We start from the raw sequence: 26,673 nt of genomic DNA, 5'->3' as shown, positions 1-26,673 counted from the left end.
ATGGCTGACGCGGAGATTGGCGTCATCGGCGGATCGGGTTTCTACTCCTTCCTCGACGACGTGACCGAGATCACGGTGGACACCCCCTACGGGAGCCCCAGCGACTCCCTGTTCCTCGGCGAGGTGGCCGGACGGCAGGTCGCCTTCCTACCCCGGCACGGCCGCGGCCACCACCTTCCGCCGCACCGCATCAACTACCGCGCCAACCTCTGGGCGCTGCGCTCCGTCGGCGTCCGGCAGGTCCTCGGCCCGTGCGCGGTCGGCGGCCTGCGGCCCGAGTACGGGCCGGGCACGCTGCTCGTCCCCGACCAGGTCGTGGACCGCACCAAGACCCGCGCCCAGACGTACTTCGACGGCGTCCCGCTCGCCGACGGCAGCATCCCGCGCGTCTTCCACCTGCCGTTCGCCGACCCGTACTGCCCCGCCGCCCGCACGGCCGCGCTGACGGCGGCGCGCGGCCGGGGGTGGGACGCGGTGGACGGCGGCACGCTCGTGGTGATCGAGGGGCCGCGCTTCTCCAGCCGCGCCGAGTCCCACTGGCACGCCGCACAGGGCTGGTCGGTGGTCGGCATGACGGGCCACCCCGAGGCGGCACTCGCCCGCGAACTGGGCCTCTGTTACGCCTCGTTGACGCTGGTCACGGACCTGGACGCGGGTGCCGAGACGGGCGAGGGCGTCTCCCACCACGACGTCCTGGAGGTCTTCGGGAAAAACGTCGGCCGGCTGCGCGAGGTGCTGTTCGACGCGGTCGGCGCCCTCCCGGCCACGGCCGGGCGGACCTGCGGCTGCGCCGAGGTGCACGACGGGTGGGACCTGGGGATCGAGCTGCCGTAGGGGCTACGGGCCTTACGCCTCGGGTCCGGGCCTCGCGCCTCGGGTCCGGGCCTTCGGCCTGGGGGGGACGCGGTGAGGCTCACGGGCCGGGTCGGCGCGGGTTTGCGGGCCGATGCGCCGCGCCCTTCGGGGCGGTTCCCTCCGGCGGGTGGCGGAGTTTTCCCCAACCGCCGAGGCCGTCCACAGGCCCGCACGCGCGGCGGGGAGAGCGGGCACGGTGGGGCCGTCGGTTCCCTTCCCTCACCGCAGGCGGTGTTCCCCGTGCCTCATTCCCCTCTTCTCGCGTCCACTCCGTCCGCCGTCCACCCGGCCCCGCTTCCGGCGCCGCTGCCCACGCCCGCGCCCTGTGAAGTGCCCCACTTCCCGCCGCTTCGGCTCGGTGGCGCACGGCGTCCGTGGCGCCGGGCCGCATGGTGGCGGCTGACCACGGCCGGGCTCGCGATCACGGCCGCGACATGGGCATTCGCGGAATTATCGGACGCGGGCCGGGATCCGTCGGGTGCCGGATGTGCCGCTTCGGCGGCGCCGGGGAGGCGGTGAGCCGTGCCGCAAGATCGAGTGGCATCCGCTTTCCGGCCGGGCGAAACTTTTCCGGGCGGCGGGGCTGCTGCCGCACGCCGCCCGGAGCGCGCCCGATATTTCCGCGGCGCCCCGGATGTGATCCGTACTGACGCGCTGGCCGCTCACTGGTTCGTGTGGGGTGGCTGGACACCGCCGCCCCGCGCTGACGTAAGTTGCGGTGCGCTTTGTTGGTGCACCGTCCGTAGAGAGCATGGAGAGAGGCCTACCGGTGAGCGAGAGCAAGAGCGTCCTGCAGGGGTTCAAGGACTTCCTGATGCGGGGCAACGTCATCGAACTCGCGGTGGCGGTGGTCGTCGGTGCGGCCTTCACCAACATCGTGAACGCGGTGGTGAAGGGCGTGATCAACCCGATCGTCGGCGCCTTCGGCTCGCAGAACCTCGACAACTACAAGACCTGCCTCACCACCTGCGTCGTCGACAAGAAGACGGGCGAGTTCACCGACGGCATCTACATCCTGTGGGGCTCGGTCCTCAGCGCGGTGCTGACCTTCCTGATCACCGCCGGGGTGGTCTACTTCCTCATGATCCTTCCCATGAACAAGTGGAAGGAGCGGATGGACGCCCGCAAGCCGGTGGACGACGCCCCGGCCGAGCCGACCGAGGTCGAGCTGCTGAAGGAGATCCGCGACGCCCTGATCGCGCAGCGCAACGGCTCCTCGTCGGCGTCGGAAGCCATCGGAACGGTCATCACGCAGAAGTCGCCGTCGTAGCGGCACCCCGCGGACGCCCCGGACCGCTCCACCGCCTCGCTCAGAGGTGGTGGGGCGGTTTTTCGTCGAGGAAGCGCCGCAGATCAGCGGCGGCGTCGGCCGCATCGCCCGTGGGGCGCTCGCCCCAGCCACGGTCCGAGTCGTCGTCGGAGCGGCGGGTGAGCGGATCGTCGAAGATCAACGCGGCCCGGGCCCGGCGGCGGGCGGCGGCCTGCTTCTCCTCGGCCTCCCGGGCGGCCCGCTCCTCGTCGGAGTCATCGGGCGCCCGGTCCGCGGCCTGCTCGTCCTGGGCCGGCCGGTCCGCCGCCCGGTCCGAGGGCCGCGACGTGGCGTCGGCCTCGGCGTCGGGCGCGGCGGAGCCGGTCGCTACGGGTGCGGGCCGCGGCTCGCGGTCGTCGGATGCGGAGGTGGTGCTCACCCCCTCAGGGTACGACCGACCCGGGCCGGACCCCCGGGCGCCCGCGGCGGGGGCATGCTCCGGCCCGGGCGGCGGCGTCGCTCCGGGACGCCTGGCAGGCGGCGGGCCGGATCACCAGCCCCCTTCACGGCGGGGGAGTTTCACGTCCAGCGGGACCACATCGGGCGCGAGCGACGGCGGGCGTACGGGCGTGTGGCGCCGCGAACGCCCGTCACCACGCCCCGACATGACATTGAAAATCATTACCGATATCGTGATCTCCGAGTCACTGCGGGACCGCGGTCCGGGGTTCCCGGACGCCGGGAGCCCGCGCATCTCGCGGCGTTGGGGAGTCATGGGACATCTGTTGATGGTCGAGAGCTGGGTGGGCTCGATGAGCCGGCTGCTGCCACGGGCGCTCACCGAAGCCGGGCACACGTTCACGTTCCTCACCCGGGATCTGCACCACTACCTGCGGTCCGCACCCGAGGGGGCCGCCCACCCGCTGCTCGGCGCCCGCAACGTCCTCACCACCGACACCAACGACACGGCCGCGCTGCTGCCGTACGTCCGCCGGCTGCACGGCACGCTGGGATTCGACGGGGTGCTCAGCTCCTGCGACTACTACCTGCCGACCGTCGCCGCCCTCGCCGGGGAGCTGGGGCTGCCGGGCCCGGGCGCGGACGCCGTCACCGCGGCGTGCCGCAAGGACCGCACCCGGCGCACGCTGGCCGCGGCGGGAGTGCCGGGGCCGCGGTTCGCCGTCTGCGACGGGTTCCCCGCCGCCGCCCTCGCCGCCGCGGAGATCGGCTATCCGCTGGTGGTCAAGCCGGTGGACCTGTGCGCGGGCATGTTCGTCCGGCGGGTGGACGACGAGCGGGAGCTGGCCGCGGCCCACCGCGCGCTGGACGCCTTCCCGGTCAACGCCCGCGGCCAGCACCGCGCCCCCGCGCTCCTGCTGGAGGAGCTGCTGGAGGGGCCCGAGGTCAGCGTCGAGACCGTGACCACCGGCGGCGTCACGCAGGTCATCGGCGTCACCGACAAGAGCGTGGGCGGCGCCCCGGCGTTCATCGAGACGGGGCATCTCTTCCCCGCCGCGCTCGCCCCGGGCGAAGCCGCCGCGGCGGCACGGACCGCATGCGCCGCGCTCGCCGCGCTCGGCCTGGACCAGCTCGTCGCGCACACCGAGATCAAGCTGACGGCGGACGGCCCCCGGGTGATCGAGGTCAACCCGCGCCCGGCGGGCAACCGCATCACCGAACTCGTCCGCCATGTCACCGGCGTCGATCTCGCGGCCGCCTGTGTGGCGCTGGCGCTCGGCGAGGCTCCTGACCTGGAGGTCCGGCCGACCGGCGTACCGGACGCGGCGATCGGCTTCCTGCTGCCGGAGTCGGACGGCGTGCTGACCGGCTACGGCCCGGCCGGGCGCGAGGCGCGGCAGGAGCTGGCGGCGGCGCCCGGCGTCCTGGAGGTGGTGCTGGCCGAGCCGGGCACCCGGGTGCGGGCCGCCGCCGACAACAACGGCTATCTGGGGCACGTCATGGCGGCGGGCAGCGGCGCACCGCCCGGTGACGCCCGCAGGTACGTCGCCGAGCTGCTCGGCACCGTCCGCCCGCGTGTGGCGGCGGAGCGATGAGCGCCCCGCCCGCCGTCCGGCCGGCCGCCGCCCCGCTCACCGGCTGGCCGGATCTGGAGACGCTGCAACAGGCCGTGCTGGCGGGCGCGTTCGGCCTCGATCCGCGGTCCGTACGGATCTCCACGGCGTTCGCCACCAGCCAGGCGGTGCGCCACGACGGACGGTCCGGCGGCTACCGCAACGAGGTGCTGAGCCTGCGGCTGGGCGCGGCCGTCGGCTCGTGCGCGGCGGAGCCCGGCGCGCTGCCGCCCGAGGCGGTGACGGACGCGGTGGGTGCGGACGTGGCGTCGCTGCTGGCGCATCCGCTGCCGGTGGTGCGGACCGCCGCGCTCGACGCGTATCTGATGCACCGCCTGCCGCACACCCCGGCGCACGGGGCACGGCCGCTGCCGCTGGCCGCGGGCACCTCCCTGGAGAAGTCCCGGGCGCGGGCGCGGGCCGTCGTGGAGCTGCTGGCCCCGAGGGTGCCCGCCGGGGGCCGGGTGCTGGTCGTCGGCGTCGTCAACTCCCTGCTGGAGGCGTTGCGTTCGTCCGGGCTGACGTATGTGCCGTGCGATCTGAAGGGCGGGATGACGGAGTGGGGCGAGGCGGTGGTGCGGGACGCGGCGGGTGCCGTCGAGGGCTGTGACGCGGTGCTCGCCTCGGGGATGACGCTCGGCAACGGCACGTTCGGGCCGCTGCGCGCGCTGGCCGCCGCGCGCGGGCTGCCGCTGGTGCTGTTCGCCCAGACCGGCAGCGCGGTATTGCCCCGCTTCCTCGGCGCCGGGGTGCACGCGGTGTGCGCGGAGCCGTACCCGTTCTTCTGGCTCGACGGCGGGCCCGGCACGCTGTACCGCTACGGCGGGGCGCCCGGCGTGGGCCGGCACGACGGGAGCGGCCGATGAGCGCGCCGCCGGCCGCGGCCGCACCCCCGGCGCCGCCGTGCGCACCACAGCGGCGGACACGGCCGGAGGTCGCCGATCCGCATCTGTTGTCGCTGGTCGGACGGACACCGCTGGCGCGGATCACCGCCGATCTGCCGGGTCCGCAGCCCGGGTTCTGGGCGAAGCTGGAGGGGCACGGCGTCGGCGGGATGAAGGCGCGGGCCGCGGTGTCGATGCTGCTGGGGGCGCGGGAGCGCGGTGAGCTACGGCCCGGTGCGCCGGTGGTGGAGTCGACGTCCGGCACCCTCGGCATCGGCCTGGCCTTCGCCGGTCAGGCGCTGGGCCACCCCGTCGTCCTGGTCGGGGACGCGGAGCTGGAGCCGTCGATGCGGCGGCTGCTGCGGGCGTACGGCGCGCGGGTGGAGCTGGCCGACCGCCCGGCGGCGCGCGGTGGCTGGCAGGCGGCCCGGCTGGCGCTGCTGCGCGCGGTGCTGGCGGAGCTGCCCGGCGCGTACTGGCCCGATCAGTACAACAACCCCGACAACCGCGCCGGTTACGCCTCGCTCGCCGCCGAGATCACCGGCGCGCTGCCGCGGCTGGACATCCTGGTGTGCAGCGTCGGCACCGGCGGCCACAGCGCCGGTCTCATCGGCCCGCTGCGGCGCGCCCGGCCCGGGCTGCGGCTGATCGGCGTGGACGCCACCGGCTCGACGATCTTCGGGCAGCGGGCCCGGCCCCGGCTGATGCGCGGGCTGGGCAGCAGCATCCATCCGCGCAACGTCGAGCACGCCGCCTTCGACGAGGTGCACTGGGTGGGCCCGGCCGAATCCGTCGACACCTGCCGCCGGTTGGCGCGTACCAGCTTCGTCAGCGGGGGCTGGAGCACGGGCGCCGCGGCGCTGGTGGCGGCGTGGGCGGCGCGGACGCATCCGGGCGCGGTCGTCGCGACGGTCTTCCCCGACGGGCCACACCGCTATCTGTCGTCCGTCTACGACGACGACTTCACCACCGCGCACGGCGTGGACTGCACCACCGCCCGCACCCACCCCGTCGAGATCCCCCATCCGCACGCGGCCGAGGCGACCGGCTGGACCCGCTGCACCACGGTCCTCGCCCCGCGCCCGGCACCCGCACCGCCCCGTCCCCCACAGGAGGCCCCCGCGTGAAGGCATCGCTGCGCACCACCCGCCTCGAACTCGCCGAGCCGCTGCGGATATCCCGCGCCACGATGGCCGCCCGGGACGCGGTGTGGTTCACGGTGGCGCACGGCGGGCTGCGCGGCCACGGCGAGGCGGTGGCCAGCGCCTACTACGGGCTGGACGCCGCCACGCTGGTGCGGCAGCTGCGTGACGCCTCGGCCGCGGTAGGGCGGCACGCCGACCCGGAGTCCGCGCTGGCGGCGCTGCGCTGCGGTGAGCTGGTGGCGGGGGCGCCGCCCGCCGTCACCGCCGCCGTCGAGTCGGCGCTGCTGGACCTCGTCGGCAAACGGTCCGGCCACGGCGGGTACCACCTGCTGGGCGCGGCCGGGCCGCCGTCCGCGCCGACCGCCCGCACCCTCGGCATCACCTCGCCGGAGCGGGCCGGGACGCTCGCCGCGCGCCTGGCCGGCCGCGGCTTCACCCTGCTGAAGGTCAAGGCGGGCTCGGCCGATCCGGAGGACGACCTCGCCCGCATCCGGGCGGTACGCGCCGCGGCCCCGCAGGCCCGGCTGCTGCTCGACCCGAACGGCGCGTGGAGCACCACACAGGCCCGGGAGCTGCTGCCGCGCTGCGCGGAGCTGGGGGTGGCGGCGGTGGAGCAGCCGCTCGCGCCCGGTGACCCCGAGGCGCTGGCCGCGCTGGCCGCCCGGTCGCCGCTGCCGGTGATCGCCGACGAGGACGCGGTGTCGTACGAGGACGCGAAGCGGCTGGCGGGCCGGGTGCAGGGCGTCAACGTCAAACTCGCCAAATGCGGCGGGGTGTTCGCGGCGCTGCGCATCGCCGAGCTGCTGGCGGACAGCGGCACGGAGCTGATGCTCGGCTGCCTGACGGCCAGCACCCTCGGCATCGCCCCCGCCGTCCATCTGGTGCACCGCGCCCGCTGGGTCGATCTCGACGGACATCTGCTCCTCGCCCACGATCCGTGGCGCGGCATCGGCGGCACGGACGGGACGGTACGGGCGGGCGACCGGCCCGGGTGGGGAGTGCGGCCGCGTGCCAGGGAGGAGCGTCCGGGGGCGGTGGCGGCCGGCTGAGGTACGCCGGGCGGTGACGCGAGGGAACCCCGGCGTCCCGGCTGCTCCCCTCGCCCGTCCGCGGATCACCGGCGGCGGGGCGACGCCACGCCGGATGAGGTCGTCGCGGTACTCCTTCGGTCGCCGCGACCGGGCGTACGGGGCGTCCGCCCCGGAGCGCGCGTTCCGCTCCGTGCGCCCCCGCTCAGACCTGCTCCAGCTCCTCGTGCCACCAGTGGTCACGGCCCGGTGTCCAGCCCACGGGGCGGGCGCAGCGGCTGATGACGAGGACGGGCGCCGTCACCTCGCGGCACGCGGCGTGGTTCAGGGCCCGGTCCAGGACCGGCTTCACGGGGCGGACGGAGCCCTCCCAGAACGCCGCGTCCGCGGTGACCAGCACCCGTGCCTCCGACTCCGGTATGCGCTCGGCGAGTTGCGGGGCGGTCAGCTGCACCGGGAGCGTGGTGCGGATGGCGTCGAGCTGTCCGCAGGCGAGCGTGACGATCACCGATTCCGGGACCAGCGGCAGATGGACGGCGACCCGGTCACCCGCGCCGACACCGAGGCGGCTCAGCACGGTCGCGGCGCGCTCCGCCCGGTCGAGGAGCATGCCGTGCGTCAGCTCCTCCAGCCGTCCCGGCTCGCCGGACCAGGTCAGCGCGGGCCGCGAGCCGCCCGGCCGACGGGAGGCCTGCGGCTCGGCGGAGCCATCTGCATGCTCTGAGGTCACACGGCGCAACATGCGGACCAGCCTGAAGATCGCCGATCAACGATCGCTGAACGTCCGCTGTACGCACCCGCCACCCGTTCCGCGCCGACGGGCACGGCCCGTGCGCCGGGCGCCCGTTCGCCCGCGGGCGCCCCCGGTGCGGCGCGGTCCGATACGCTACCGAAGGGCGCCGCGCCCGGCGACCATCTGACCCGTCGCCGCCGGCCATCTCGCTCCGCGCCGTGACGGACCGCATGTCAACCGGCCCTTCCGGGAACGCATCCCCGCGGCTGCGCCGTTCCGTATGCCCGGCACCGCGTCCCGTCTCCGGGCCTTCAGAAGTGCCGCGTCCCCTCGCCCGCCGGAATCTCTCGGGCCCTGCGACCCCCGACGATCTGCACGGCTCCGGCCCGCCCCCTTCCTGCCCCTCGTTCCGGGCACCCAATCCCCTCCCTCGCGACGGAAGTCGCCCCTGGTCTCCCACGCCCTGACGCGCGCCTCCGCGCCCCGGCGTGCCCACCCGCGCCGCGCGCCCCCTGCGCGCGCCCGTACGAAAGGCCGTCCCGTATGCCCACGTCCCCGTACATCCCGCCGTCCCCGCCGCCGTCCCCGCCGCCGCACGGGGCCGGGCCGGGCGGCCGGTGGGCGCTCGCCTCGGTGGCACTGGGCGCGTTCTGCGTCCAGCTGGACTCGTTCGCGCTGCATCTCGCGCTGCCCGTCATCCGGGGCGAACTGCCGGGCCCGGCGGCCCTGGGGCGCGCGGTGAGCGGCGGCTATCTCCTGGCGGCCGGGGCGCTGATGCCGCTCGCCGGGCGGCTCGGCGACGCGTACGGCAGGCGCCGGATGCTCCGTACCGGGCTGCTGCTGTTCGCCGCCGCGGCCGCCGCCTGTGCCCTCGCGCCATCGCTGCCGCTGCTGGTGGCGGCCCGGGTGCTCCAGGGTGCGGGCGCCGCGCTGATCATGCCGAACGGGCTGGCGCTGCTCACCCGGGTCTTTCCCGGTGCCCGGGGCCGGCGGATGACCGGGCGTGCCCTGGGGCTGGCCGGACTCGCCACCGCCTGCGGCCCGTTCGTGGGCGGCGCGGTCACGCAGTACGGCTCCTGGCGGGCGGTCTTCTGGCTGACGGCGCTGCCGGCGCTGGCGGCAGCGGCAGCGGCCCGGCGCCCCGCCGTGCGACGCGCCCCGGGGACGTCCCGGACCGCGTCGCATCCGGATGCCGCGGGCGCCGTGGCCGCCACGGGTGCCTGCGCCTGTCTGGCGCTCGGGCTGGGCGGCGGCCCCTGGTGGTGGGCCTGGCTGACCGCCGCGGCGGCGCTCGGCACCGGTTGCGTACGGCGGTCGCGGCGAACGGTGCCGCTCCTGGACCCGGCGCTGCTCCGCGACGGGCGCTATCTGCGGCTGACGGCCTCGGGGGCGGTGGCCAACGCGGCGACGGTCGCCCTGTTGTTCACCGTGCCGCAGCTCCTTGAGCGGGCCGCCGGGCTGGCGCCGGCCGCCGCCGGGCTGGCGTTCCTGGTTCCGGCAGCGGCGCTGGCCGCCGGTGGCCCGGCCGCCGGACGGGTGCGGCCGGCGGCCGGAACGGCGGTGATGACGGGCTGCCTGACCGTGGCGGCCGTCGCACTGGGGGCGCTGCCCCTGGGCGGTGCGGATCCGCTGCCGCTCCTGGTGGCGGCGACGGTCGCGGCGGCCGCGCTGGGGACGGCGGGCGCACTGGCCCTCACCGGGACGCAGGCCCTGGCGGCGGCCGACGGGGCGGGCGCGGCCGCGGGGGTGACCAAGGCGGCCTTGACCGTCACCGCCGGTCTGGGCCTCGCCCTGCCGCTCCCGGACGAGGGCCCCCGCCCCGCCCTCCTCGGGGCGGCCTGCCTGGCGACGGCGCTCGGCCTGACCGCCCCGGCCGCCCTCCGGACACTCCGGCGACTGCTGCGGAGGGGCGGGCAGGGCACGCCGGAATGACCACCGCCCGGCCCCGCCCCTCCGGCCGGGCGAACTCCGTCATGCAACCCCCGCGGGAGTTATCCACAGGCCCGGCGCGCCGCGCGCCGTCGGTCGTATGTTGAGTCCGCGAAACGAGCACGGAAAGTGACGCAGTGCAGGACAACGGGGGTGCGGTATGGGGAAGTTGGCGGTCGGCCGGCAGGTGGCGCGGCGCGGTTCGGGCGGGTGTGATGCCGGAGGGTGCCGAAGGAGCGGGGGCGGCGCCGGCCGGCGCCGGGCGGGCGGAGGTAGCTCCGTCCGACGAGGGGTGGGCGGAGGCGAAGCCGGCCGGCGCGGCGCGGACGGAGAGGCCACCGACCGGCGCGGTCCGGGCGGTCCGCGCGGACGTGACGCCTTCCGACGCCGGTGCCGTGCCCGACGCGGCGGTCCGCGCCGGGCACGGCGGTGGCTGGGGTGTCCGCCGTGGCTCCTGCGGTCAGGCGTCCGCCGCCACCGTGTCGGCGACCACGCAGCCGATGTTGTCCGGCGCGCCCGCCTCTCGCGCCAGCGTGACCAGTTCGCGCACGGCCTGTTCGGGGCCGGGTGCCGCGGTCAGCGCCTCCTGGAGGGTGCCCGGCGGCAGGACGGCGTGGAGCCCGTCGGTGCACAGCAGGTACCGCTCGCCCGGGCGGGCGTCCAGCAGCCGCAGGTCAGGGGCGAAACCCTCACCGCCGTCGAGGGCACGGGACAGCAGCGCGCGCTGCGGATGGCCGGGCGCCTCCTCCGGCGTGAGCCGTCCCTCGTCGATGAGGGACTGCACCAGGCTGTGGTCGTGGGTCAGCCGCACCAGCCGGGCGTCCCGCAGGACGTAGCCGCGCGAGTCGCCGATGTGCGCCAGCGCCAGCCGCGCCCCGGCGTGGAGCAGCGCCGTCAGGGTGCAGCCCGCCTCCGACGCGCCCTCGGCACCGAGCCGCCGGACCGCACCGTTGGCGCGGTGCGCGGCCTCCTCCAGCGTGTCGAGGAGATCCGCGGGCGCCAGGTCGCGCGTCTCCAGGGCCGTCAGTTCGCCGAGTGCGGTGGCCGCCGCCCGGCCGCCGGTCGTGCCGTATCCGTCGGCGACGGCGAGCAGCCGCCGCCCGGCGTGCACCGCGTCCTGGTTGGCGGTGCGGACGAGCCCGCCGTCGGTCAGGGCCGCGGCGCGCAGCGTCACGGGGGTGGGAGTGGTCGCCATGGTGGAGTCCTTCCGGGACAGTTGGTCGACGAGGAAGACGGCCAGGTCCCGGCGGGCCGCGGTGTCGGCCTCGACCCGTTCCCAGTAGGCGGCGACCACGGTGGCCGCCGTGCCCGGCGGCAGGGCGCACACCTCCCGGATGCGGGCCAGCGGCATCCCCAGCCGCCGCAGCCAGGCGACGAGCCGCGCCCGTTCCAACTGCGCGGGCGCGTAGCGCCGGTAGCCGTTTTGGGGGTCGACGTGTGCCGGGGGCAGCAGGCCGAGGTCGTCGTAGAGCCGCAGCGCCTTGGGCGAGAGCCGGCAGGCGCGGGCGAACGCCCCGATGGTCAGCAGCCCCGTCCCGTCTCCGCGGTCCCCGTACCCCGTCACCGTCCGCCCCTTCCCGTGCCGTCCGGCCGCCGTGGGGCGGGCAGCCGCCCGGCCCGGGCGCCCGGCCGTCCTCCTCGTACCGGGCCCGTCGCCCGGCTCCACCGATGCTGTGGCTTCCCCCAAGGACAAGGTCAACCGTGTCCGAAGGCGGGGTCCGGGCGCCTGCCGTCCGGTCCGTACCGGGCGGCGCCGGGCCGGCCGCCGGGCGCCGCACAGCCGGCTTCGGGGCACGCCGCCGCATGCCGGGCCCGCCGCCCCGCACCGGCTCCGGCGCGCACCCCGGCCATGGCGTGCGCCGCCGCGCCTGGCCACCGCACCGGCCCGCCGCTACGGCGCTTCGAGCCTGCTCAGGGCCGCCGTGGTGAGGGCCTGGACGCCCATGGTGAGAGTCGGGCGGGCGACGGGCGCGAAGCGCGGCGAGTGATTGGAGGGGATGTCCTGCGCCAGCCGCCCGGCGGCGAACGCCGTGTGGAACGCCTCCGGGTCCCAGCCGCCCAGCCACCAGTAGTAGAGCGGCGCCCCGGCGGCCGTCGCCAGCAGCCCCGCGTCCTCGCTGCCGGACGCCGGGTCGTACGCGAACAGCCGCTGCTCGCCGAAGAGCCCGGTGAAGGCGGAGTTGACCTGGCGCAGCGTCCGCGCGTCGTTGAAGGTCACCGGGAAGTCGTCCAGGACCGCGGTCTCGGGGAGCTGCTTCGCGCCCGACGCCTCCGCCTCGGCGCGGGCGATCCGGTCGATGGCCGTCAGCACCCGGGACCGCACCGCCTCGTCGAAGGTGCGGACGCTCAGCTTGACCACGGCATGGTCGGGGATGACGTTGGCGGTGTCCCCGGCCTGGAACGACCCGACGGTGACCACCGCCCGCTCGCCGGGCGCCACCTCGCGCGCCACCACGGACTGCACCCGCTGGACGAACGACGCCGCCATGACGATCGGGTCGACGGTGGTCTCCGGCCGGGAGCCGTGGCCGCCGCTGCCGTGGAAGGTGATCTTCAGGCTGTCGGCCGCCGCCATGCACACCCCGGGGCAGTACGCGATCAGTCCCGCGCCGAAGGGCGCCACGTGCTGGGCCAGCACCACATCCGGCGTCGGCACGATGCCCTCGGTGTAGAGGCCCGCGTCCAGCATCGCCCGGGCCCCGCCGCCGTTCTCCTCGGCGGGCTGGAAGAGCACCACCAGCGTCCCCGACCAGCGCGCCCGCCCGGCCGCGAGCAGATCCGCGGCGCCCAGCAGACAGCTGACGTGCACATCGTGCCCGCAGGCGTGCATCACACCGGGCACGGTCGACGCGTACGGCAGACCGGTGTCCTCGGTGACCGGCAGCGCGTCCATGTCGGCGCGCAGCAGCACCACCGGACCGGACCCGTTGCGCAGCACCCCGGTGACACCGGTCCCGGCTATCCCGGTGGTGACGTCGTAGCCGCAGGAGGTCAGCCGCCGGGCGACCTCGGCCGCCGTGCGCGTCTCCCGGAAGGAGAGTTCGGGGTGGCGGTGCAGGTCCTCGTAGAGGGCCACCAGATCGTCGAGGCGGCCATCGAGCGGTGCGAGCACGGCGTCGCGATCCGCGGCGGCGTCCGCGCCCGCGTCGCCGGGCCCCCTCCCGCCCGTGTCTCCATCGGCGGCTTCGGTCCTGGTCTCACGGTCCTCGTCACGGTGGCCCATACACGCATTCGATCACGGTCCGTCTGTCCGGGCATCCCTACCGGCCACCCCGGTACGGCGCGATCCGGGCGCCCGGCTGGCCGGACTTCGCGGGTTGGGCCCGGCGCTCTGGTGACACGCGGGCCGGACGCTGCCACCGTGGACCAGCACCTTCACGTCAATGACCGGAGGCGGACGTTGGCCACTTCATCCCCCCGACCGACCGGCGAGCCCACCAACCTCGTCGCGCACCTGACGGACCAGGCGCTGGGGCACCTCTTTTCGGCCGCGCTGCGTACCGCGGCCCACCACCGCATCGCCGACCACCTCGCCCGCGGCCCCCGCACCCCCGAGCAGCTGGCGGAGGCCACCGGCACCCATGCCCCGCATCTGCGCCGGGTGCTGCGGCTGCTCGCCAGCCGCGGCATCTTCCACGAGGACTCCGCCGGCACCTACCAACTGACGCCCGCCGCCCGCCTGCTCCGTACGGACGTGCCCGACTCGCTGCACACCGCGGTGCTGATGCTGACCGACACGCTGTTCCTGCGGACGTCGGAGCTGCTGGAGGAGACGGTCCGGGACGGCGCGGCGCCCTTCGAGCGCCTCTTCGGGCAGCCCCTCTTCCAGTACCTCCAGGGGGACGAGCGGGCCCGTGCCCTCCTCGACGACGGGATGACCTCCCTGTCGGCCACCGCGGACGAGGCCGTCGCGGCGGCCTACCCCTTCCCGGAGACCGGCACGGTCGTCGATGTCGGCGGTGGCCGCGGCGGACTGCTCCGCGCGGTGCTGCGCCGCCGCCCGGAGCTGACCGGCGTCCTCGTCGACCAGGCGCCGCCGCTCGCCCGGCATCTGCTGGACGACGACGAGCTGAAGGGCCGCTGGCGCACCGAGGAGGCCGACTTCTTCACCTCGGTCCCGGCGGGCGGCGACGTCTACGTCCTCAAGCATGTCCTGCACGACTGGACCGACGAGCGGTGCCGGGACATCCTGCGGACCTGCCGCGCGGCGATGGCGCCCGGCAGCCGGATATTGATCGTCGAGTCGGTGCTGCCGCCGGGCAACGCCCCGCACTTCGGCAAGACGATGGACGTCGCGATGATGGCGGTCGTCGATGGGCGGGAGCGGGGCTCGGAGGAGTTCGCGGCGCTGCTGTCGTCCAGCGGCTTCCGGCTCACCCGCGTCCTGCCGACCGCCGCGACGCCGTCCGTGGTGGAGGCGGTGGCCGAGTGAGCTGACCGGGCGTCGGCCGGTTCGTTCCGCGGGCTGGAGGCGGCACCGCCGGCCATCGCGAACGCCTCCGGCCGGGCCGAGCCGGGGCGACCGGGCCGGGCCGGCAGGGGTCGGCGGTGGCTGCGCCGGTCCGCGGGGTGGTGCGCGTACCGTCGGGGCGACGTGATCACGCAGGGGCGGATCACCGGCTGACCCTGGAGGAAGCGCACCGTGCCGGTCCGTATGCGAGCCCGCCGCACCGACGAGGCGCACCGCGCCTCCACGCCGCTGGAGCTCTTTTTCGACCTGTGTTTCGTCGTGGGCATCGCCCAGGCCGGCCGTCAGCTCGTGCACGCCCTCGCCGAGGGCCATCCCGGCCACGGCATCAGCGGCTACCTCATGCTCTTTTTCGCCATCTGGCTGGCCTGGCTGAACTTCAGCTGGTTCGCCTCCGCGTACGACACCGACGACACGCTCTACCGGATCACGACGCTGGTGCAGATCGCGGGCGTGCTGATCCTGGCGGCGGGGGTGCCGCGGGCCTTCGAGGAGAGTCAGTTCGCGGTCGTCTGGTTCGGCTTTCTGGTGATGCGGCTGGCGATGGTCAGCCAGTGGCTGCGGGCCGCGCACGGCTGCGGCGGCGAGGAGCGCCGGACCGCGCTGCGGTACGCGGGCGGGGTGAGCCTGTGCCAGGTCGGCTGGCTGGGGCTGCTGTTCGCACCGGAGCAGGGCCGCCCGTGGGTGTTCCTGGTGATGGCGGTGGCGGAGCTGTGCGTACCGCTGTTCGCGGAGCGGCACCGGGCGACGGCGTGGCATCCGGGGCACATCGCGGAGCGGTACGGCCTGTTCACCATCATCGTGCTGGGCGAGACGATCGCGGCGGCCACCGTCGCGGTGCAGTCCGCGCTGGACGAGCACGACGAGCTGGGGGCGCTGCTGCCGATCGCCGCCGGCGGGCTGCTGCTGGTCTTCGCCGCGTACTGGATCTACTTCGCGGTCCCTATCCATCTGCATCTGCGCTCCAGCCGTCAGGCGTTCGTCTGGGGGTACGGCCACTACGTCGTGTTCGGCTCGGCGGCGGCGATCGGCGCGGGCATCGAGGTCGCGGTGGAGCAGTCGGTCGGCGCCTCGCATCTGTCGCTCCTGGCGGCGTCCGCCTGTGTGACGGTGCCGGCCGCACTGTTCCTGTTCAGCGTCTGGCTGCTGCACTCGCGCCATCAGAAGCGGGGCTGGGCACAGCAGCTGGTGCTGCCCCTCGCCGCCGTCGCGGTGCTGGGCTGCACCTTCGCCGGGACGTACGCGGTGTTCGCGTCCGGCCTGGTGTGCGCGGCGGCGGTCGCGGCGGGCGTCACCCTGACCTCCCGGCAGGGCGCGGCGCTGAGCGCATGACCCGGGCGGGGTGCGCCGCCCGCCGGGGTCCGGCGCTCCGACGGGAGCGCTCCGCGCCTGCGCCACTCCGGTGAACGGAGCAGTTCCCCGGCCCGACCGGGGGAATTGCGGCATCCGATTTCGGCGTCCGGAACGGTTCCCCCGGTCGCGTGAGCCGCGCCCTGCCGGCCCGTACGGCGCCGGCGGGCCGCCCGTGGTCCGGTCAACGGGGCGTCACGCGCCGGTCTGACTCCTCCGGCGTACGCCCGTGACCTGCGACTCCTCGGCATTGGAGGTCAACTCGTGGACACCTAGGGGATTTTGCGGGGAATTTTCAGCCATGTTCCGCCCCTGCCGACGGGCCGTCACCGGCACCCCGTAAGGGAACGTAAACCGCGACACTCCGACCTCTTTCGGGCGTACATTCCGGGCGTTCGGGTCTCGCGATCCGGATGCGGGGACGGAGGCCCGGGCGGCGACACGACGACCTCGCGGTAGGGTGCAGATTGCCCTTTTTATGCCTACGAGCCCTTCGCCCGCAGGCATCTGAGGGCCCGTACCGCCCGTTTGTGTCCGACCGCCGTACCCGACCGTCCGCATCTGATCCGTATCTGAGGAGACGCCAGCCATGGCCGCCCGCCACGCTCAGCCCCGCGCGCGCAGAAGCATGTCCCGCCGCGGGAAGGCCGTGAGCGGTCTCGCGCTGACCACGTTGATGGGCACCGCCCTGTGGGCCTGGCCCGCATCCGGCGATGACCACGACGCTCAGCAGGAGGCCAAGAACGGCACCCCCGCGTCGGTATCCGGTCCGGAGAAACCGTCCGGTGCCAAGACCGTCGCGAACGCCACACGCCCCATCCCGGGCCTGAGCGACGCGGAACGGAAGCGGATACCGTCCGACTCCCGCCAGGTCCTCGTCGTGCGGGGCGCGGACAAGGACTCCTTCGACTCCAAGGTGGTCCTCTACACCCGCGCCAAGGGGTCGGACGACTGGCGCGCCGGTGAGCAGTGGGCCGCCCACAACGCCGCGCACGGCTGGACCGACGACCACCACTACGGCGACCTGCGGTCCCCGGAGGGCGTCTTCGACCTGACCGACGCCGGTGGCCTGCTGCCCGCGCCCAAGGGCACCAAGCTCCCCTACGACCACAACGACAGCTTCGTCGCCAACGGCACCGGCGTGGAGGGCGAGCCCCTGGCGGGCGCGTTCGACTACGTCATCGCCATCAACTACAACCGCGTGGCCGGCACCTCGCCGCTGGATCCGGAGCGCCCGGACGGCGACGAGAAGGGCGGCGGCGTGTGGCTGCACGTCGACCACGACGGCCCCACCCAGGGCTGTGTGAGCCTCAAGCCCGAGGTGATGCGGGAGCTGCTGCGGACCCTGGACCCCGCGCAGCACCCGGTCATCGTGATGGGCCCGGGGGCCGGCTGACGGCCCGCCGGCCGGGCCCCGCGCCCGGCCGGTCCGCCGCATCCGGGGCCGCCCCGCGCGTCGGCGCCCCGTCCGTCACTCCCCTGCCCCGTGCCGCACCCGCCGTGGTACGCATGGGGCATGGCTGACGCAGCGCACCGCCACGACGCCCTGACCGATGTGCCCGGCCTGTCGGTGGGGCACGCCCAGCGCATCGGCTCCGGCCAGCTGTCCGGCACCACCGTGGTGCTCGCGCCCGAGGGCGGCGCGATCGCCGCGGTCGATGTGCGCGGTGGCGGGCCCGGCACCCGCGAGACCGACGCCCTCGACCCCCGCAATCTCGTCCAGCGCGTCGACGCCGTCGTCCTGACCGGCGGCAGCGCCTTCGGGCTCGACGCCGCGTCCGGGGTCGCCGCCTGGCTGGAGGAGCACGGCCGCGGCTTCCGCGTCGGCCCGGACCCCTCACAGGTGGTGCCGGTCGTCCCGGCCGCCGCCCTCTTCGACCTCGGGCGCGGCGGCGACTGGCGGGCCCGGCCGGACGCGGCGCTGGGCCGGGCCGCGGTCCATGCGGCGCACCACGCACCGCCGGGCGGTCCCGTCGAGCGCGGCAACGTCGGCGCCGGTACGGGCGCGGTGGCCGGCGGGCTCAAGGGCGGGATCGGCACGGCGAGCGTGCTGCTGCCGTCCGGTGCCACCGTCGCCGCGCTCGCCGCCGTCAACGCCGCCGGCTCGCCCGTCGATCCCCGTACCGGCGTGCTCTACGGGGACCTCCTCGGGGCGGACGGGGCGCCCGCCGTGCCGCCCGATCCGGAGCGGCACGCGGCGGCGGTCCGGGCGCTGGCCGCGGCGCGCGAGACGTCCCGGGAGCGGTCGGCGGCCTCGGCCCGGCCGCCGCTCAACACCACCCTCGCGGTCGTCGCGACGGACGCCCGGCTCACCCGTGCCCAGGCCCAGAAGCTGGCCGGCACCGCGCACGACGGGCTGGCCCGCGCGGTGCGCCCCGTCCATCTGCTCTCCGACGGCGACACCGTCTTCGCGCTGTCCACCTGCGGCCGCCCGCTCGCCCCGGAGGCAGCGGGCACCGACCCGGCGTTCACGGTGCACGCCGAGACCGGCGCGCTCAACGACCTCCTCGCCGCCGGCGCCGACGTCCTGACCCGCGCCGTCACCGACGCGCTCCGCACCGCCGTCACCGTCGACGGCCCCGGCGGCCACTTCCCCTCGTACACGGAGCTGTACGGCGAGGCGGAGCCGCCCGGGGCGCGGGGCGCGTCCGGCGGCGCCGCGGACCCCGGGCAGCCGTAGCGAGGCGCCCCGCGTCGTGCAGAGGCCGGGTCCGTCGCGGTCAGGCCCCGCTGGCCCCCAGCGCCGCCCCCGCCACATACGTGACGATCATCGCCAGCGCCCCGCCCCCGGTGTTGCGGAGGATCGCGGGCACCGCCGGGGCGGAGCCGAGGCGGGCGCTCAGCCAGCCGCACAGGGCGAGGGCGGCGAGCACCGAGACGACCGTGACCGGCAGGCGCAGGCCGTCCGGTGGCAGCACGATCGCCAGCAGCGGGAGCAGGGCGCCGACGGTGAAGGCGAGGAAGCTGGCGCCGGCCGCGTGCCAGGGGTTGGTCAGTTCGTCCGGGTCGATGCCCAGCTCCACCTCGGCGTGGGCCCGCAGCGCGTCGTGCGCGGTCAGCTGGACGGCCACCTCGCGGGCCAGCTTCGCGCTCAGGCCCTTCGCCCTCAGCAGGCCGGTCAGCTCGATGAGTTCGGCCTTCGGCTCGGTGGCCAGCTCCCGCCGCTCCTGGACCAGCGCGGCCTTCTCGGCGTCCCGCTGGGTGGAGACGGAGACGTACTCGCCCGCCGCCATCGACATGGACCCGGCGAGCAGCCCCGCGAGTCCGGCGGTCAGCAAGGTGGTGCGGGAGCTGGTCGCTCCGGCGACGCCGACGACGAGGCCCGCGGTGGAGACCACGCCGTCGTTGGCGCCGAGCACCGCGGCGCGCAGCCAGTTGAGCCGTCCGCCCAACCCGCCGCCGTGCGCCTCACCGTGATCGGGAGTCTGCTCGCTCATGTCCGCAGACTCTCATCCGCGGCCCCGCTCCCGGTGCCGACGCCACCGCATCGCGACAAAACGGCCGATGGTAGAACGGCTGTATGCCCGCTCCGCCGCCCCCCGCACCCACGCTCGTCCAGTCGCCCCGCCCCGTACCCGAGCGGCGGCGCCTGTGGTGGCACCGGCTCTTCCTCGGCCTGTGGTACCGCCCGGTGGAGGTCCTGGACGAGGCCCGGGACCGTTCCGCCTGGAGCGCAGCGGTGGTGTTGTGCCTGGTCAGCGGCGTTGTCGGGGTGTTGTCGGCGGACGCCTTCCAGGGTCAGTGGGCGGCCGACCCGAGTGCGGCGCTGAAGCTGATGGGGCTGGCCGTCGGGTGCGTCCTGGCCGCCAGCTTCGCCCTGGGCGCGGCCACCCACGCCATCGCGCGCACGCTGGGCGGCAACGGCCGCTTCGCGCCGACCGCGAGCCTGTTCATCGTGCTGTTCTGGGTGACCGACCTGCCGCGGCTGCTCCTGGCGACCTGGCTGCCCCCGCAGGCCACCTTCGTCCAGGCGCTGACGTGGACGACCTGGGGCTTCGGCTACGTGCTGGCCGTGCTGCTGATACGCGGTCAGCACCATCTGCCGACGCACAAGGCGGCGGCCGCGATCTCCGTGCAGATGCTGGCGGCGCTGGCGCTGCTCAAGCTCGGCCCCGCGCAGTGACCCGGCAGGCTCAGCGGCGGCGCGTCAACTGCCGTACGAGCGAGGCGAACGCCTCGCGCTCGGCGGCGGTCAGCTCCACGCACTCGGCGGGCGGACCGGCCGGGCCCGTCTGCCGCGGCACCCGGTCCAGCAGCGCCCGGCCGTCGCGCCCGGTCGCCGTGCGGTGCTCCTCACGGCGCAGCAGCCGGAGCAGCCCGATGACCCAGACCACGCTCGCGACGCCGAGCACGGCGAATCCGATCAGCTGAAGGGTCTCGACGGTGAGGAGCATGCGGTCCTCCAGGGCGACGCGGGCGGGGTGGCTGCGGTGGGCGGGGCGGATGCCGTGATCGGGGAGAATGCGGGCCGGGTCTCGCGGAACTCTACGGGCACCACGTGAAGTCCTGTACCCCTCAGGAGAATTACCGGTATTGCAGTAGTTCACACCATTATGCGGGAACTGCCTGCCCGCTCCGGCCGTCCGTCCTCCCGCCGCCTGGGCCGTCTCCTCTCCGGGGCGGCAGAATGCGCCCCGCCGCCTTGGACACCGCGGCGCCTTCCCGCACTCCGGACCCTCCTCGACGATGGCCGCACCCGTCCGCGAGGTGAGGAGTACGCACGTGCCGCAGCCGTCCCCGCAACCGCCGCCTCCGCAGCAGCCACAACCCGCCGGGGAGTCGGGCCGACCGCCCGCCCGCGCCCTCGACGGACTGCTCGTCGCCGACTTCAGCCGGGTCCTGGCGGGCCCGCTGGCCGCGGCGACCCTCGCCGATCTGGGCGCCGATGTCGTCAAGGTGGAGCGGCCCGGCGCCGGTGACGACACCCGGGCCTGGGGCCCGCCGTTCGGCCCCGACGGCACCGCCGCCTACTTCGACGCCGCCAACCGCTCCAAGCGCGGCCTCGCGCTGGACCTCGGCGACCCCGACGACGCGGCCGCCGCCCGCGAACTGGCCCGCCGCGCCGACGTCCTGATCGAGAACTTCCGGCCCGGCGCCCTCACCAAGTACGGCCTCGACGCGGCGTCCACCCGGGCCGCCAACCCGCGCCTGGTGCACTGCTCGATCACCGGCTTCGGCTCCGGCGGCGGCGCCCATCTGGCCGGGTACGACTTCGTGGTGCAGGCGGTCGGCGGGCTGATGAGCATCACCGGCGAGCCCGGCGGCACGCCGCTGAAGGCCGGGGTGGCGCTCGTCGACGTCCTCACCGCGAAGGACGCCACCACCGCGATCCTCGCCGCGCTGCACCACCGCGAGCGCACCGGGCGGGGCCAGCTGGTGGAGGTCAATCTGCTGTCGTCGCTGCTGGGCTCGCTCGTCAACCAGGCGTCCGGGCATCTGGCGACGGGGCGCGATCCGGGGCCGCTGGGCAACCGGCACCCGAGCATCGCGCCGTACGAGACGCTGGCCTGCCGGGGTGGGCTGCTGGCCGTCGCGGCGGGCAACGACCGGCAGTTCCGGGCGCTGACGGAGGCCCTGGGCGCGCCGGAACTGGCCGACGATGATCGCTTCCGTCGCAACCAGGACCGGGTGCAAAACAGAGCAGAACTGGTCGAACAGCTGGAGAAGTTGCTTTCCTCGGATACACCGCAGTCCTGGACGGAACGTCTCACCGCGGCCTCCGTGCCCTGCGGCCCCGTCAACACCCTCTCCGAGGCCCTGGAGTTCGCGGAAGGGCTGGGGCTGGCGCCCGTGACTCCCGTGGGAGAGGGGAGAATTCCCCAGATCAGCAGTGCGCTGCGGCTCTCCGAGACGCCCGTCACAGCGCCGACGCCGCCACCGCGTCTGGACGAACACGGCACACCGCTGCGAACCTGGCTGTCGGGCCCTCCCGACCACCCCCTTCCACCATGCGTGTGACCTTGCCCACAAGTTCAGGCCATCCGCAACCAATTCCCGCCGTACGTGCTGTTTACCAGCACGGATCACACAACACCCTTGTATGGAGCAGCTCGTGACATCGCCGGACAACTCCACCACTACTCGGTCCCGCACCTCGCACCAGCTGCTCCAGCCGCCCGAGCAGGACGCCTTCGCGGCGCCGCGCCCCGGTCGCCGGACCCGCCGCGCCCTCGCGCTGACGGCGCTGCTCGCGGCCGGTGCGCTGACGCTCTCGGCATGCGGCGGCAGCGCCGAGGCCGGTTCGGGCGACGGGAAGAACGGACAGGCGGGCGCGGACGCCGCCGCCGCCAAGGACGCCTCGGACGCCAAGATCACGGTTTCGTCGAAGGACGGCGCGACGGACGCCAGCATCAACGACACCGGAGTCAAGGTCACCGGCGGCAAGCTGACCGATGTGAAGCTGACCGTCGCCGACAGCGGCGCCCCCGTCGAAGGGGCCATATCGGGCGACGGCACCTCCTGGAAGCCCGGCGTCCAGCTGGAGCGGGGCACCAAGTACAAGCTGGTGGCGAACGCCAAGGACGCCAAGGGCCGCTCCGCCACCGAGAACGCGACCTTCAGCACCGTCTCGTCGGACCACAGCTTCATCGGCAACTACACGCCCGACGACGGCAAGACCGTCGGCGTCGGTATGCCGGTGTCCTTCAACTTCGACAAGGTCATCACCAACAAGAAGGACGTCCAGTCCCACATCACGGTGACGTCCGACAGCGGCCAGGAGATCGTCGGCCACTGGTTCGGCGCGCAGCGTCTCGACTTCCGGCCCGAGGAGTACTGGAAGGCCAACTCCAAGGTCACGATGAAGATCGACCTGGACGGCGTGCAGGGCGGCGACGGCATCACCGGTGTGCAGTCCAAGACGGTCACCTTCACCATCGGCCGCTCGCAGGTCTCCACCGTCGACATGAACACCCAGATCATGACGGTCAAGCGGAACGGCTCGGTCCTGAAGTCCGTCCCGATCTCGGGCGGCAGCCCCGATCACCCGACCTACAACGGCCAGATGGTGATCTCTGAGAAGTTCGTGCAGACCCGGATGGACGGCTCGACGGTCGGCTTCGGCGGCGAGTACGACATCAAGGACGTCCCGCACGCCATGCGGCTCTCCTCCTCCGGCACCTTCATCCACGGCAACTACTGGGGCTCGCCCTCGATCTTCGGCAAGTCCGGCACCAGCCACGGCTGCGTCGGCCTGCGCGACGCCAAGGGCGGCGGCGGGGACACCCCCGGCAAGTGGTTCTTCAACGAGTCGCTCGTCGGCGACGTGGTGATCGTCAAGAACTCCCACGACAAGACCGTCCAGCCCGACAACGGCCTCAACGGCTGGAACCTCTCCTGGGACCAGTGGAAGGCGGGCAGCGCGGTCTGACCCCCGGCGGGACACCTCGCGCCCGCCCCGCACATGCACGGAAACCGGCGGCCGGTCCTCCTCGGGAGGGCCGGCCGTCGCGTGTGGCAGATGCGTGCGGGCGCCGGCCGCTTCACCGTCCGCGATGACGCCGACCGCACGGACGGACGCGGCCTACCGTATGCGCTGGAGCAGCACGCACACCCCGAGGGCGAGCGGGTAGCAGCCGACGCCCGCCCATACGAGTGCCCTGCGCGAGGTGCGGCGCCCCTGGAGGGCAAGCCCCAGACCGATGTGAGTGATCGCCAGGGCGGCGAAGGGCAGGTCCTTGCGCGTCCCCTCGGAGAACGACAGATAGAGGAAAGTCCAGGGGAGAAGGATCGCGAACGGCAGGAGCATGCGCGACCAGCCGCGTATCTCACGCTCCGCGAATTCCCTTGCCGGGTCGACGGGATCGAGCGGCGGCAGCTCGCCGTTGCCGTCGTCGAAGATCTTCATCACCGCGTGACGGTAACAAGATGCCGCGGCGCCCGTGGCCGCCTGTGGACAAGCCGGCCGGGCCCGATTCCTCGGGCCCGGCGGGACGGCACGCGCGCACCCCTGGCGGGGCCGGACGCGCGCGCCGGGCCGGTCAGGCCGCCGCGTCGAAGCCGGTGTCGTGGGCCATGCGCTTCAGTTCGACCAGGGCGTGCTTCTCGATCTGGCGGATCCGCTCGCGGGTCAGGCCGTGCTGCTTGCCGACCTCGGTCAGCGTGCGCTCGCGGCCGTCCTCTATGCCGTAGCGCGCCTTGATGATCGAGGCGGTGCGCTGGTCGAGACGGTCGATCAGATCCTCCAGCTCCTCGCTGCGCAGCAGGGAGAGCACGGACTGCTCGGGCGACGCGGCGGAGGTGTCCTCCAGCAGATCACCGAACTGGGTGTCGCCGTCGTCGTCCACCGACATGTTGAGGCTGACCGGGTCGCGGGCCCAGTCGAGGACGTCGGTGACGCGGGCGGGCGTGGAGCCCAGCTCCGCGGCGACCTCGGCGGGCTCCGGGTCGCGGCCGTTCTCGCGGTTGAACTCCCGCTGGACGCGGCGGATGCGGCCCAGCTCCTCGACGAGGTGCACGGGCAGCCGGATCGTGCGCGACTGGTCGGCGATGGAACGGGTGATGGCCTGGCGGATCCACCACGTGGCATACGTGGAGAACTTGAAGCCCTTGGCGTAGTCGAACTTCTCCACCGCGCGCACCAGACCGGCGTTGCCCTCCTGGATCAGATCCAGCAGCGGCAGCCCGGCTCGCGGGTAGCGCCGCGCGACGGCGACGACCAGCCGGAGGTTGGAGCGGATGAAGACGTCCTTGGCCCGCTCGCCCTCCGCGACCAGCGCCGACAGCTCTTCGTGGCTCGCGCCGGCGGCATTGCCGTCGGTCACGGCCTCGTCGAGGATCTTCTGCGCATACACGCCCGCCTCGATGGTCTGGGACAGCTCGACCTCCTTGGCGGCGTCGAGCAGGGGCGTGCGCGCGATTTCGTCGAGGTACATGCCGACCAGGTCGCGGTCGGCGATCTCCCCGCCTACGGCGCGAACACTGCTGCCCCCGTCAGCACCGCTGCTGGTGGTCTGACGACGGGCGACGGCACGGGTTGCCATGCGTGAGCTCCCTTTGCGATGAGTCGGTGATGAGTCGTTCGCGGGACGGTGGACGCGGAAGCCCGGGGTGACCGAACTGCCCCGTCCGAAGGAAACAACGGCTGGAAACCGGACAGAATTCCCAAGCTGCCCGTCTATTTTTCTGATCATGCAGTACCCTGCGCGGTCACCTACGGCGGCCGGCCGCTGCCGGAGCGGGAGAATCCCAGGTCAGACGGGGTTCCCGGCACTGCCCGCGACTCCGGCACCCCGGGGGCCGTTCCGTCGCCTGAGACGTCCGTCACCTCGATGGCGGCTTTGCGTCCCCGGTGCCGCCCACGCATCCGGCGCCCGCCGGACCGCGCAGCGACTCCACAGCCTCGACGACCCCTGTGACCTGGGTGGCATCTGAAGCCTCAGCGGCACCCGTGGCCCCGGCTCCCCCGTCTCGAAGACGGCCCGGGCCCTCCCCGGGTTGCCTCGAATCCCCCATGACGGCCGAATCCTCCCGAAACCGCCCATGCCCCCTCGGAATTCCCGGCACCGCCCCGCAGGGCCGGCCCGACCTGCCCGGATGCGGCAGGTCGTCCTCCGGGTGCGGGCAGGATCGCGCCCGCTCCCGGGGCCCGCTGATCCAGTTGACGGGCGCGGGGCGCGGGTGTCGCCTGGACAGGAGGGGCAAGCGAGAGGAGCCCGTCATGGAGAACCCTGCTCCGCGCCACGGCGCGCGGGCCGCCGGTACACACGGCGCGGTCGAACGGGAGCACGGCGCGAGCGCCGATGCCCCGGCCTCGGGCACGGAGCCCGCCGCGGCGCACCCCCGGGGCGGCCGCCGGCTGCCGGCCAAGGTGGTGTGGCCCGTCATCGCGGCGCTCGGCTTCGGCTGCTACACGATCTGGATCGACCACACCGGCGGCTCCAGCGGCGGCCATGCCGCGCTGCTCGGGCTGATCGCCGCCGTGGTCACCGGTGCGCTGGGGCTGGTGCTCGTGCACTTCCAGTCCACCATGATCACCGACACCCGGGCGCTCGCCTACGGCGCGCTGTTCGGCTCCAGCATGGGCTGGCTCTACAACCTCAGCGGCCCGTCCGTACTGAAGTCGTCGGCCTGGGGGCTGGTGATGGGCGCGGTGATGTTCGTCGTCTCGCTCTACATCTTCCGCGGCCACCGCGTCCGCGAGCCGCACGGCCTGCACCGGCCCCGTAAACAGCACAGGCACGGCCACGGCACCCCGCACGGCGCGCATTGACCGCACGCCGCACGGAACGGCCGATCGTGCGGAATGGCCGACCGTGCGGAATGGCCGACCGTGCACCGCGGGCCCGGCGCCCGCCCACGCCCGGGCACCTCGATCGCGAGGGTCCGGGCGCGGGCGGGCCGGGCGCGGGCAGGTCGGCGTACGTCGGGCGCCCGCGTGGCCCGGGTCCCCTCCCCCGGCCTCCCGCCCCCCGGCCCCGCCCCTCCCCCTACCTCCGCACCGTCCGCACCCCCTCATCCGGCCGCCAGCTCTGGACGATCATCGTGGCGTCCCGCACCGCGACCCGGACGATCTCCGTCACCTCGGTCCGGAAGAGGAGGAACGGCTCCGGTGGCCGGACCTCGTCCGCGTAGCGCCTGATCACCTCCGTGTCGGTCATCTCGACAGCCCGGCCGGAGACCCGGACGTCGCCGTCCGTCAGGTCCGTGCCGGGGCCCGGGTTGGCGTGCAGGGCGAACCGGGGGTCGGTGCGCAGGTCGGCGCCCTTGCGGGAGCCCGTCAGCATGCCGAGCCACAGCTCGCCGAAGCGGAAGTCCGCCTCCAGGCCGGTCAGCCGCGGGGAGCCGTCCGCGCGGAGCGTGCCCAGCACATGGTGCCGATACCGCCCGAACCGCTCCCGCACCTCCCGGACGAACTCCGGCTCCCGCGCCTCGGCCACCGCCCAGCCGACACCGCGCGGCACGGCCGGCCCCGGCCCGCTCCCCGCCCGTGCGCCCGGCGTCCCTGAAGGCGGCGCCGCCC

At 74.7% G+C, this 26,673-nt stretch carries 24 protein-coding genes; 15 read left to right on the top strand and 9 right to left on the bottom strand.

Annotated elements, in window-relative coordinates; translation table 11 throughout:
• On the top strand, positions 1 to 834 hold the full coding sequence (locus ABT345_RS07485) for an S-methyl-5'-thioadenosine phosphorylase (protein ID WP_345090331.1): 834 nt from the start codon (positions 1 to 3) through the stop codon (positions 832 to 834).
• Between the two features lie 790 nt (positions 835 to 1,624).
• A complete protein-coding gene (mscL, locus tag ABT345_RS07480; RefSeq protein ID WP_345090328.1) occupies positions 1,625 to 2,125 on the top strand; it encodes a large conductance mechanosensitive channel protein MscL in 501 nt (166 codons plus the stop codon).
• Positions 2,126 to 2,165: 40 nt separating this feature from the next.
• Here the strand turns inward: mscL and ABT345_RS07475 are convergent, their stop codons facing one another.
• Positions 2,166 to 2,543 (bottom strand): hypothetical protein, encoded by a 378-nt coding sequence (locus tag ABT345_RS07475; RefSeq protein ID WP_345090325.1) that lies wholly within the window; start codon positions 2,541 to 2,543, stop codon positions 2,166 to 2,168.
• Between the two features lie 334 nt (positions 2,544 to 2,877).
• On the opposite strand from ABT345_RS07475, the gene ABT345_RS07470 reads away from it, so the two are divergent.
• Genes ABT345_RS07470 through ABT345_RS07455 form a run of 4 tightly spaced genes read left to right on the top strand, consistent with a single transcriptional unit; the run spans position 2,878 to position 7,254 of the window.
• Positions 2,878 to 4,158, top strand: a complete 1,281-nt coding sequence (locus ABT345_RS07470) for an ATP-grasp domain-containing protein (RefSeq protein ID WP_345090323.1) — start codon at positions 2,878 to 2,880, stop codon at positions 4,156 to 4,158.
• A complete protein-coding gene (locus ABT345_RS07465) occupies positions 4,155 to 5,042 on the top strand; it encodes a hypothetical protein (RefSeq protein WP_345090320.1) in 888 nt (295 codons plus the stop codon). Before ABT345_RS07470 ends, ABT345_RS07465 begins: the two co-directional genes overlap by 4 nt.
• A complete protein-coding gene (locus tag ABT345_RS07460; RefSeq protein WP_345090317.1) occupies positions 5,039 to 6,187 on the top strand; it encodes a PLP-dependent cysteine synthase family protein in 1,149 nt (382 codons plus the stop codon). Before ABT345_RS07465 ends, ABT345_RS07460 begins: the two co-directional genes overlap by 4 nt.
• Positions 6,184 to 7,254: a dipeptide epimerase gene (locus ABT345_RS07455; RefSeq protein WP_345090314.1), complete on the top strand. Its 1,071-nt coding sequence runs from the start codon at positions 6,184 to 6,186 to the stop codon at positions 7,252 to 7,254. The genes ABT345_RS07460 and ABT345_RS07455 overlap by 4 nt, the downstream gene beginning before the upstream one ends.
• Positions 7,255 to 7,438: 184 nt before the next feature.
• Here the strand turns inward: ABT345_RS07455 and ABT345_RS07450 are convergent, their stop codons facing one another.
• Positions 7,439 to 7,963 carry an AMP-binding protein gene (locus ABT345_RS07450; RefSeq protein WP_345090311.1) on the bottom strand — a complete coding sequence of 175 codons (525 nt, stop codon included), beginning with the start codon at positions 7,961 to 7,963 and terminating at the stop codon, positions 7,439 to 7,441.
• Positions 7,964 to 8,509: 546 nt separating this feature from the next.
• Here ABT345_RS07450 and ABT345_RS07445 point away from each other — a divergent pair.
• Positions 8,510 to 9,898, top strand: a complete 1,389-nt coding sequence (locus ABT345_RS07445; RefSeq protein ID WP_345090309.1) for an MFS transporter — start codon at positions 8,510 to 8,512, stop codon at positions 9,896 to 9,898.
• A gap of 457 nt (positions 9,899 to 10,355) precedes the next feature.
• Here ABT345_RS07445 and ABT345_RS07440 read toward each other — a convergent pair whose 3' ends face one another.
• Entirely contained in the window at positions 10,356 to 11,459 is a 1,104-nt protein-coding gene (locus ABT345_RS07440) for a MerR family transcriptional regulator (protein ID WP_345090306.1), read from the bottom strand.
• A gap of 327 nt (positions 11,460 to 11,786) precedes the next feature.
• Positions 11,787 to 13,118 carry an amidohydrolase gene (locus ABT345_RS07435; RefSeq protein ID WP_345090303.1) on the bottom strand — a complete coding sequence of 444 codons (1,332 nt, stop codon included), beginning with the start codon at positions 13,116 to 13,118 and terminating at the stop codon, positions 11,787 to 11,789.
• A 177-nt stretch (positions 13,119 to 13,295) separates the two neighbouring features.
• Between ABT345_RS07435 and ABT345_RS07430 the strand changes: the two genes are divergently transcribed.
• The 4 genes from ABT345_RS07430 to ABT345_RS07415 all read left to right on the top strand — a co-directional run bounded on the left by ABT345_RS07430 (position 13,296) and on the right by ABT345_RS07415 (position 18,393).
• Positions 13,296 to 14,327, top strand: coding sequence for a methyltransferase (locus ABT345_RS07430; RefSeq protein WP_345090300.1), 1,032 nt, complete (start codon positions 13,296 to 13,298; stop codon positions 14,325 to 14,327).
• Positions 14,328 to 14,537: 210 nt separating this feature from the next.
• Positions 14,538 to 15,695 carry a low temperature requirement protein A gene (locus tag ABT345_RS07425; protein WP_345090297.1) on the top strand — a complete coding sequence of 386 codons (1,158 nt, stop codon included), beginning with the start codon at positions 14,538 to 14,540 and terminating at the stop codon, positions 15,693 to 15,695.
• A 607-nt stretch (positions 15,696 to 16,302) separates the two neighbouring features.
• On the top strand, positions 16,303 to 17,109 hold the full coding sequence (locus ABT345_RS07420) for a L,D-transpeptidase family protein (RefSeq protein WP_345090294.1): 807 nt from the start codon (positions 16,303 to 16,305) through the stop codon (positions 17,107 to 17,109).
• A 120-nt stretch (positions 17,110 to 17,229) separates the two neighbouring features.
• The gene (locus tag ABT345_RS07415) at positions 17,230 to 18,393 is read left to right on the top strand and encodes a P1 family peptidase (protein WP_345090291.1); all 1,164 of its coding nucleotides are present in this window, start codon (positions 17,230 to 17,232) and stop codon (positions 18,391 to 18,393) included.
• A 40-nt stretch (positions 18,394 to 18,433) separates the two neighbouring features.
• Here ABT345_RS07415 and ABT345_RS07410 read toward each other — a convergent pair whose 3' ends face one another.
• A complete protein-coding gene (locus tag ABT345_RS07410) occupies positions 18,434 to 19,150 on the bottom strand; it encodes a VIT1/CCC1 transporter family protein (protein WP_345090288.1) in 717 nt (238 codons plus the stop codon).
• An 83-nt stretch (positions 19,151 to 19,233) separates the two neighbouring features.
• Here ABT345_RS07410 and ABT345_RS07405 point away from each other — a divergent pair, with 83 nt between their 5' ends.
• Positions 19,234 to 19,836, top strand: coding sequence for a Yip1 family protein (locus ABT345_RS07405; RefSeq protein ID WP_345090285.1), 603 nt, complete (start codon positions 19,234 to 19,236; stop codon positions 19,834 to 19,836).
• Between the two features lie 10 nt (positions 19,837 to 19,846).
• Here the strand turns inward: ABT345_RS07405 and ABT345_RS07400 are convergent, their stop codons facing one another.
• Positions 19,847 to 20,107: a hypothetical protein gene (locus ABT345_RS07400; protein WP_345090282.1), complete on the bottom strand. Its 261-nt coding sequence runs from the start codon at positions 20,105 to 20,107 to the stop codon at positions 19,847 to 19,849.
• A gap of 328 nt (positions 20,108 to 20,435) precedes the next feature.
• Here ABT345_RS07400 and ABT345_RS07395 point away from each other — a divergent pair, with 328 nt between their 5' ends.
• Together ABT345_RS07395 and ABT345_RS07390 are read left to right on the top strand one after the other, a co-directional pair.
• Positions 20,436 to 21,671: a CaiB/BaiF CoA transferase family protein gene (locus tag ABT345_RS07395; protein WP_345090279.1), complete on the top strand. Its 1,236-nt coding sequence runs from the start codon at positions 20,436 to 20,438 to the stop codon at positions 21,669 to 21,671.
• A gap of 82 nt (positions 21,672 to 21,753) precedes the next feature.
• Positions 21,754 to 23,082: a L,D-transpeptidase gene (locus ABT345_RS07390; RefSeq protein WP_345090276.1), complete on the top strand. Its 1,329-nt coding sequence runs from the start codon at positions 21,754 to 21,756 to the stop codon at positions 23,080 to 23,082.
• Between the two features lie 153 nt (positions 23,083 to 23,235).
• On the opposite strand, the gene ABT345_RS07385 is transcribed toward ABT345_RS07390, so the two are convergent.
• Entirely contained in the window at positions 23,236 to 23,562 is a 327-nt protein-coding gene (locus tag ABT345_RS07385; protein ID WP_345090273.1) for a hypothetical protein, read from the bottom strand.
• A gap of 130 nt (positions 23,563 to 23,692) precedes the next feature.
• Positions 23,693 to 24,694, bottom strand: a complete 1,002-nt coding sequence (locus tag ABT345_RS07380; protein ID WP_345090270.1) for a sigma-70 family RNA polymerase sigma factor — start codon at positions 24,692 to 24,694, stop codon at positions 23,693 to 23,695.
• Positions 24,695 to 25,371: 677 nt separating this feature from the next.
• Between ABT345_RS07380 and ABT345_RS07375 the strand changes: the two genes are divergently transcribed.
• Entirely contained in the window at positions 25,372 to 25,923 is a 552-nt protein-coding gene (locus ABT345_RS07375) for a hypothetical protein (RefSeq protein ID WP_345090267.1), read from the top strand.
• A 217-nt stretch (positions 25,924 to 26,140) separates the two neighbouring features.
• On the opposite strand, the gene ABT345_RS07370 is transcribed toward ABT345_RS07375, so the two are convergent.
• Positions 26,141 to 26,614: a pyridoxamine 5'-phosphate oxidase family protein gene (locus ABT345_RS07370; RefSeq protein WP_345090264.1), complete on the bottom strand. Its 474-nt coding sequence runs from the start codon at positions 26,612 to 26,614 to the stop codon at positions 26,141 to 26,143.
• Positions 26,615 to 26,673: the final 59 nt, after the last annotated feature.

Source organism: Streptomyces sp. NPDC000404, assembly GCF_040300365.1.
GTDB lineage: Bacteria > Actinomycetota > Actinomycetes > Streptomycetales > Streptomycetaceae > Streptomyces > Streptomyces ramulosus.
Note: the sequence above shows the minus strand (reverse complement) of the source record. Positions and strands in the feature narration are given on the sequence as shown.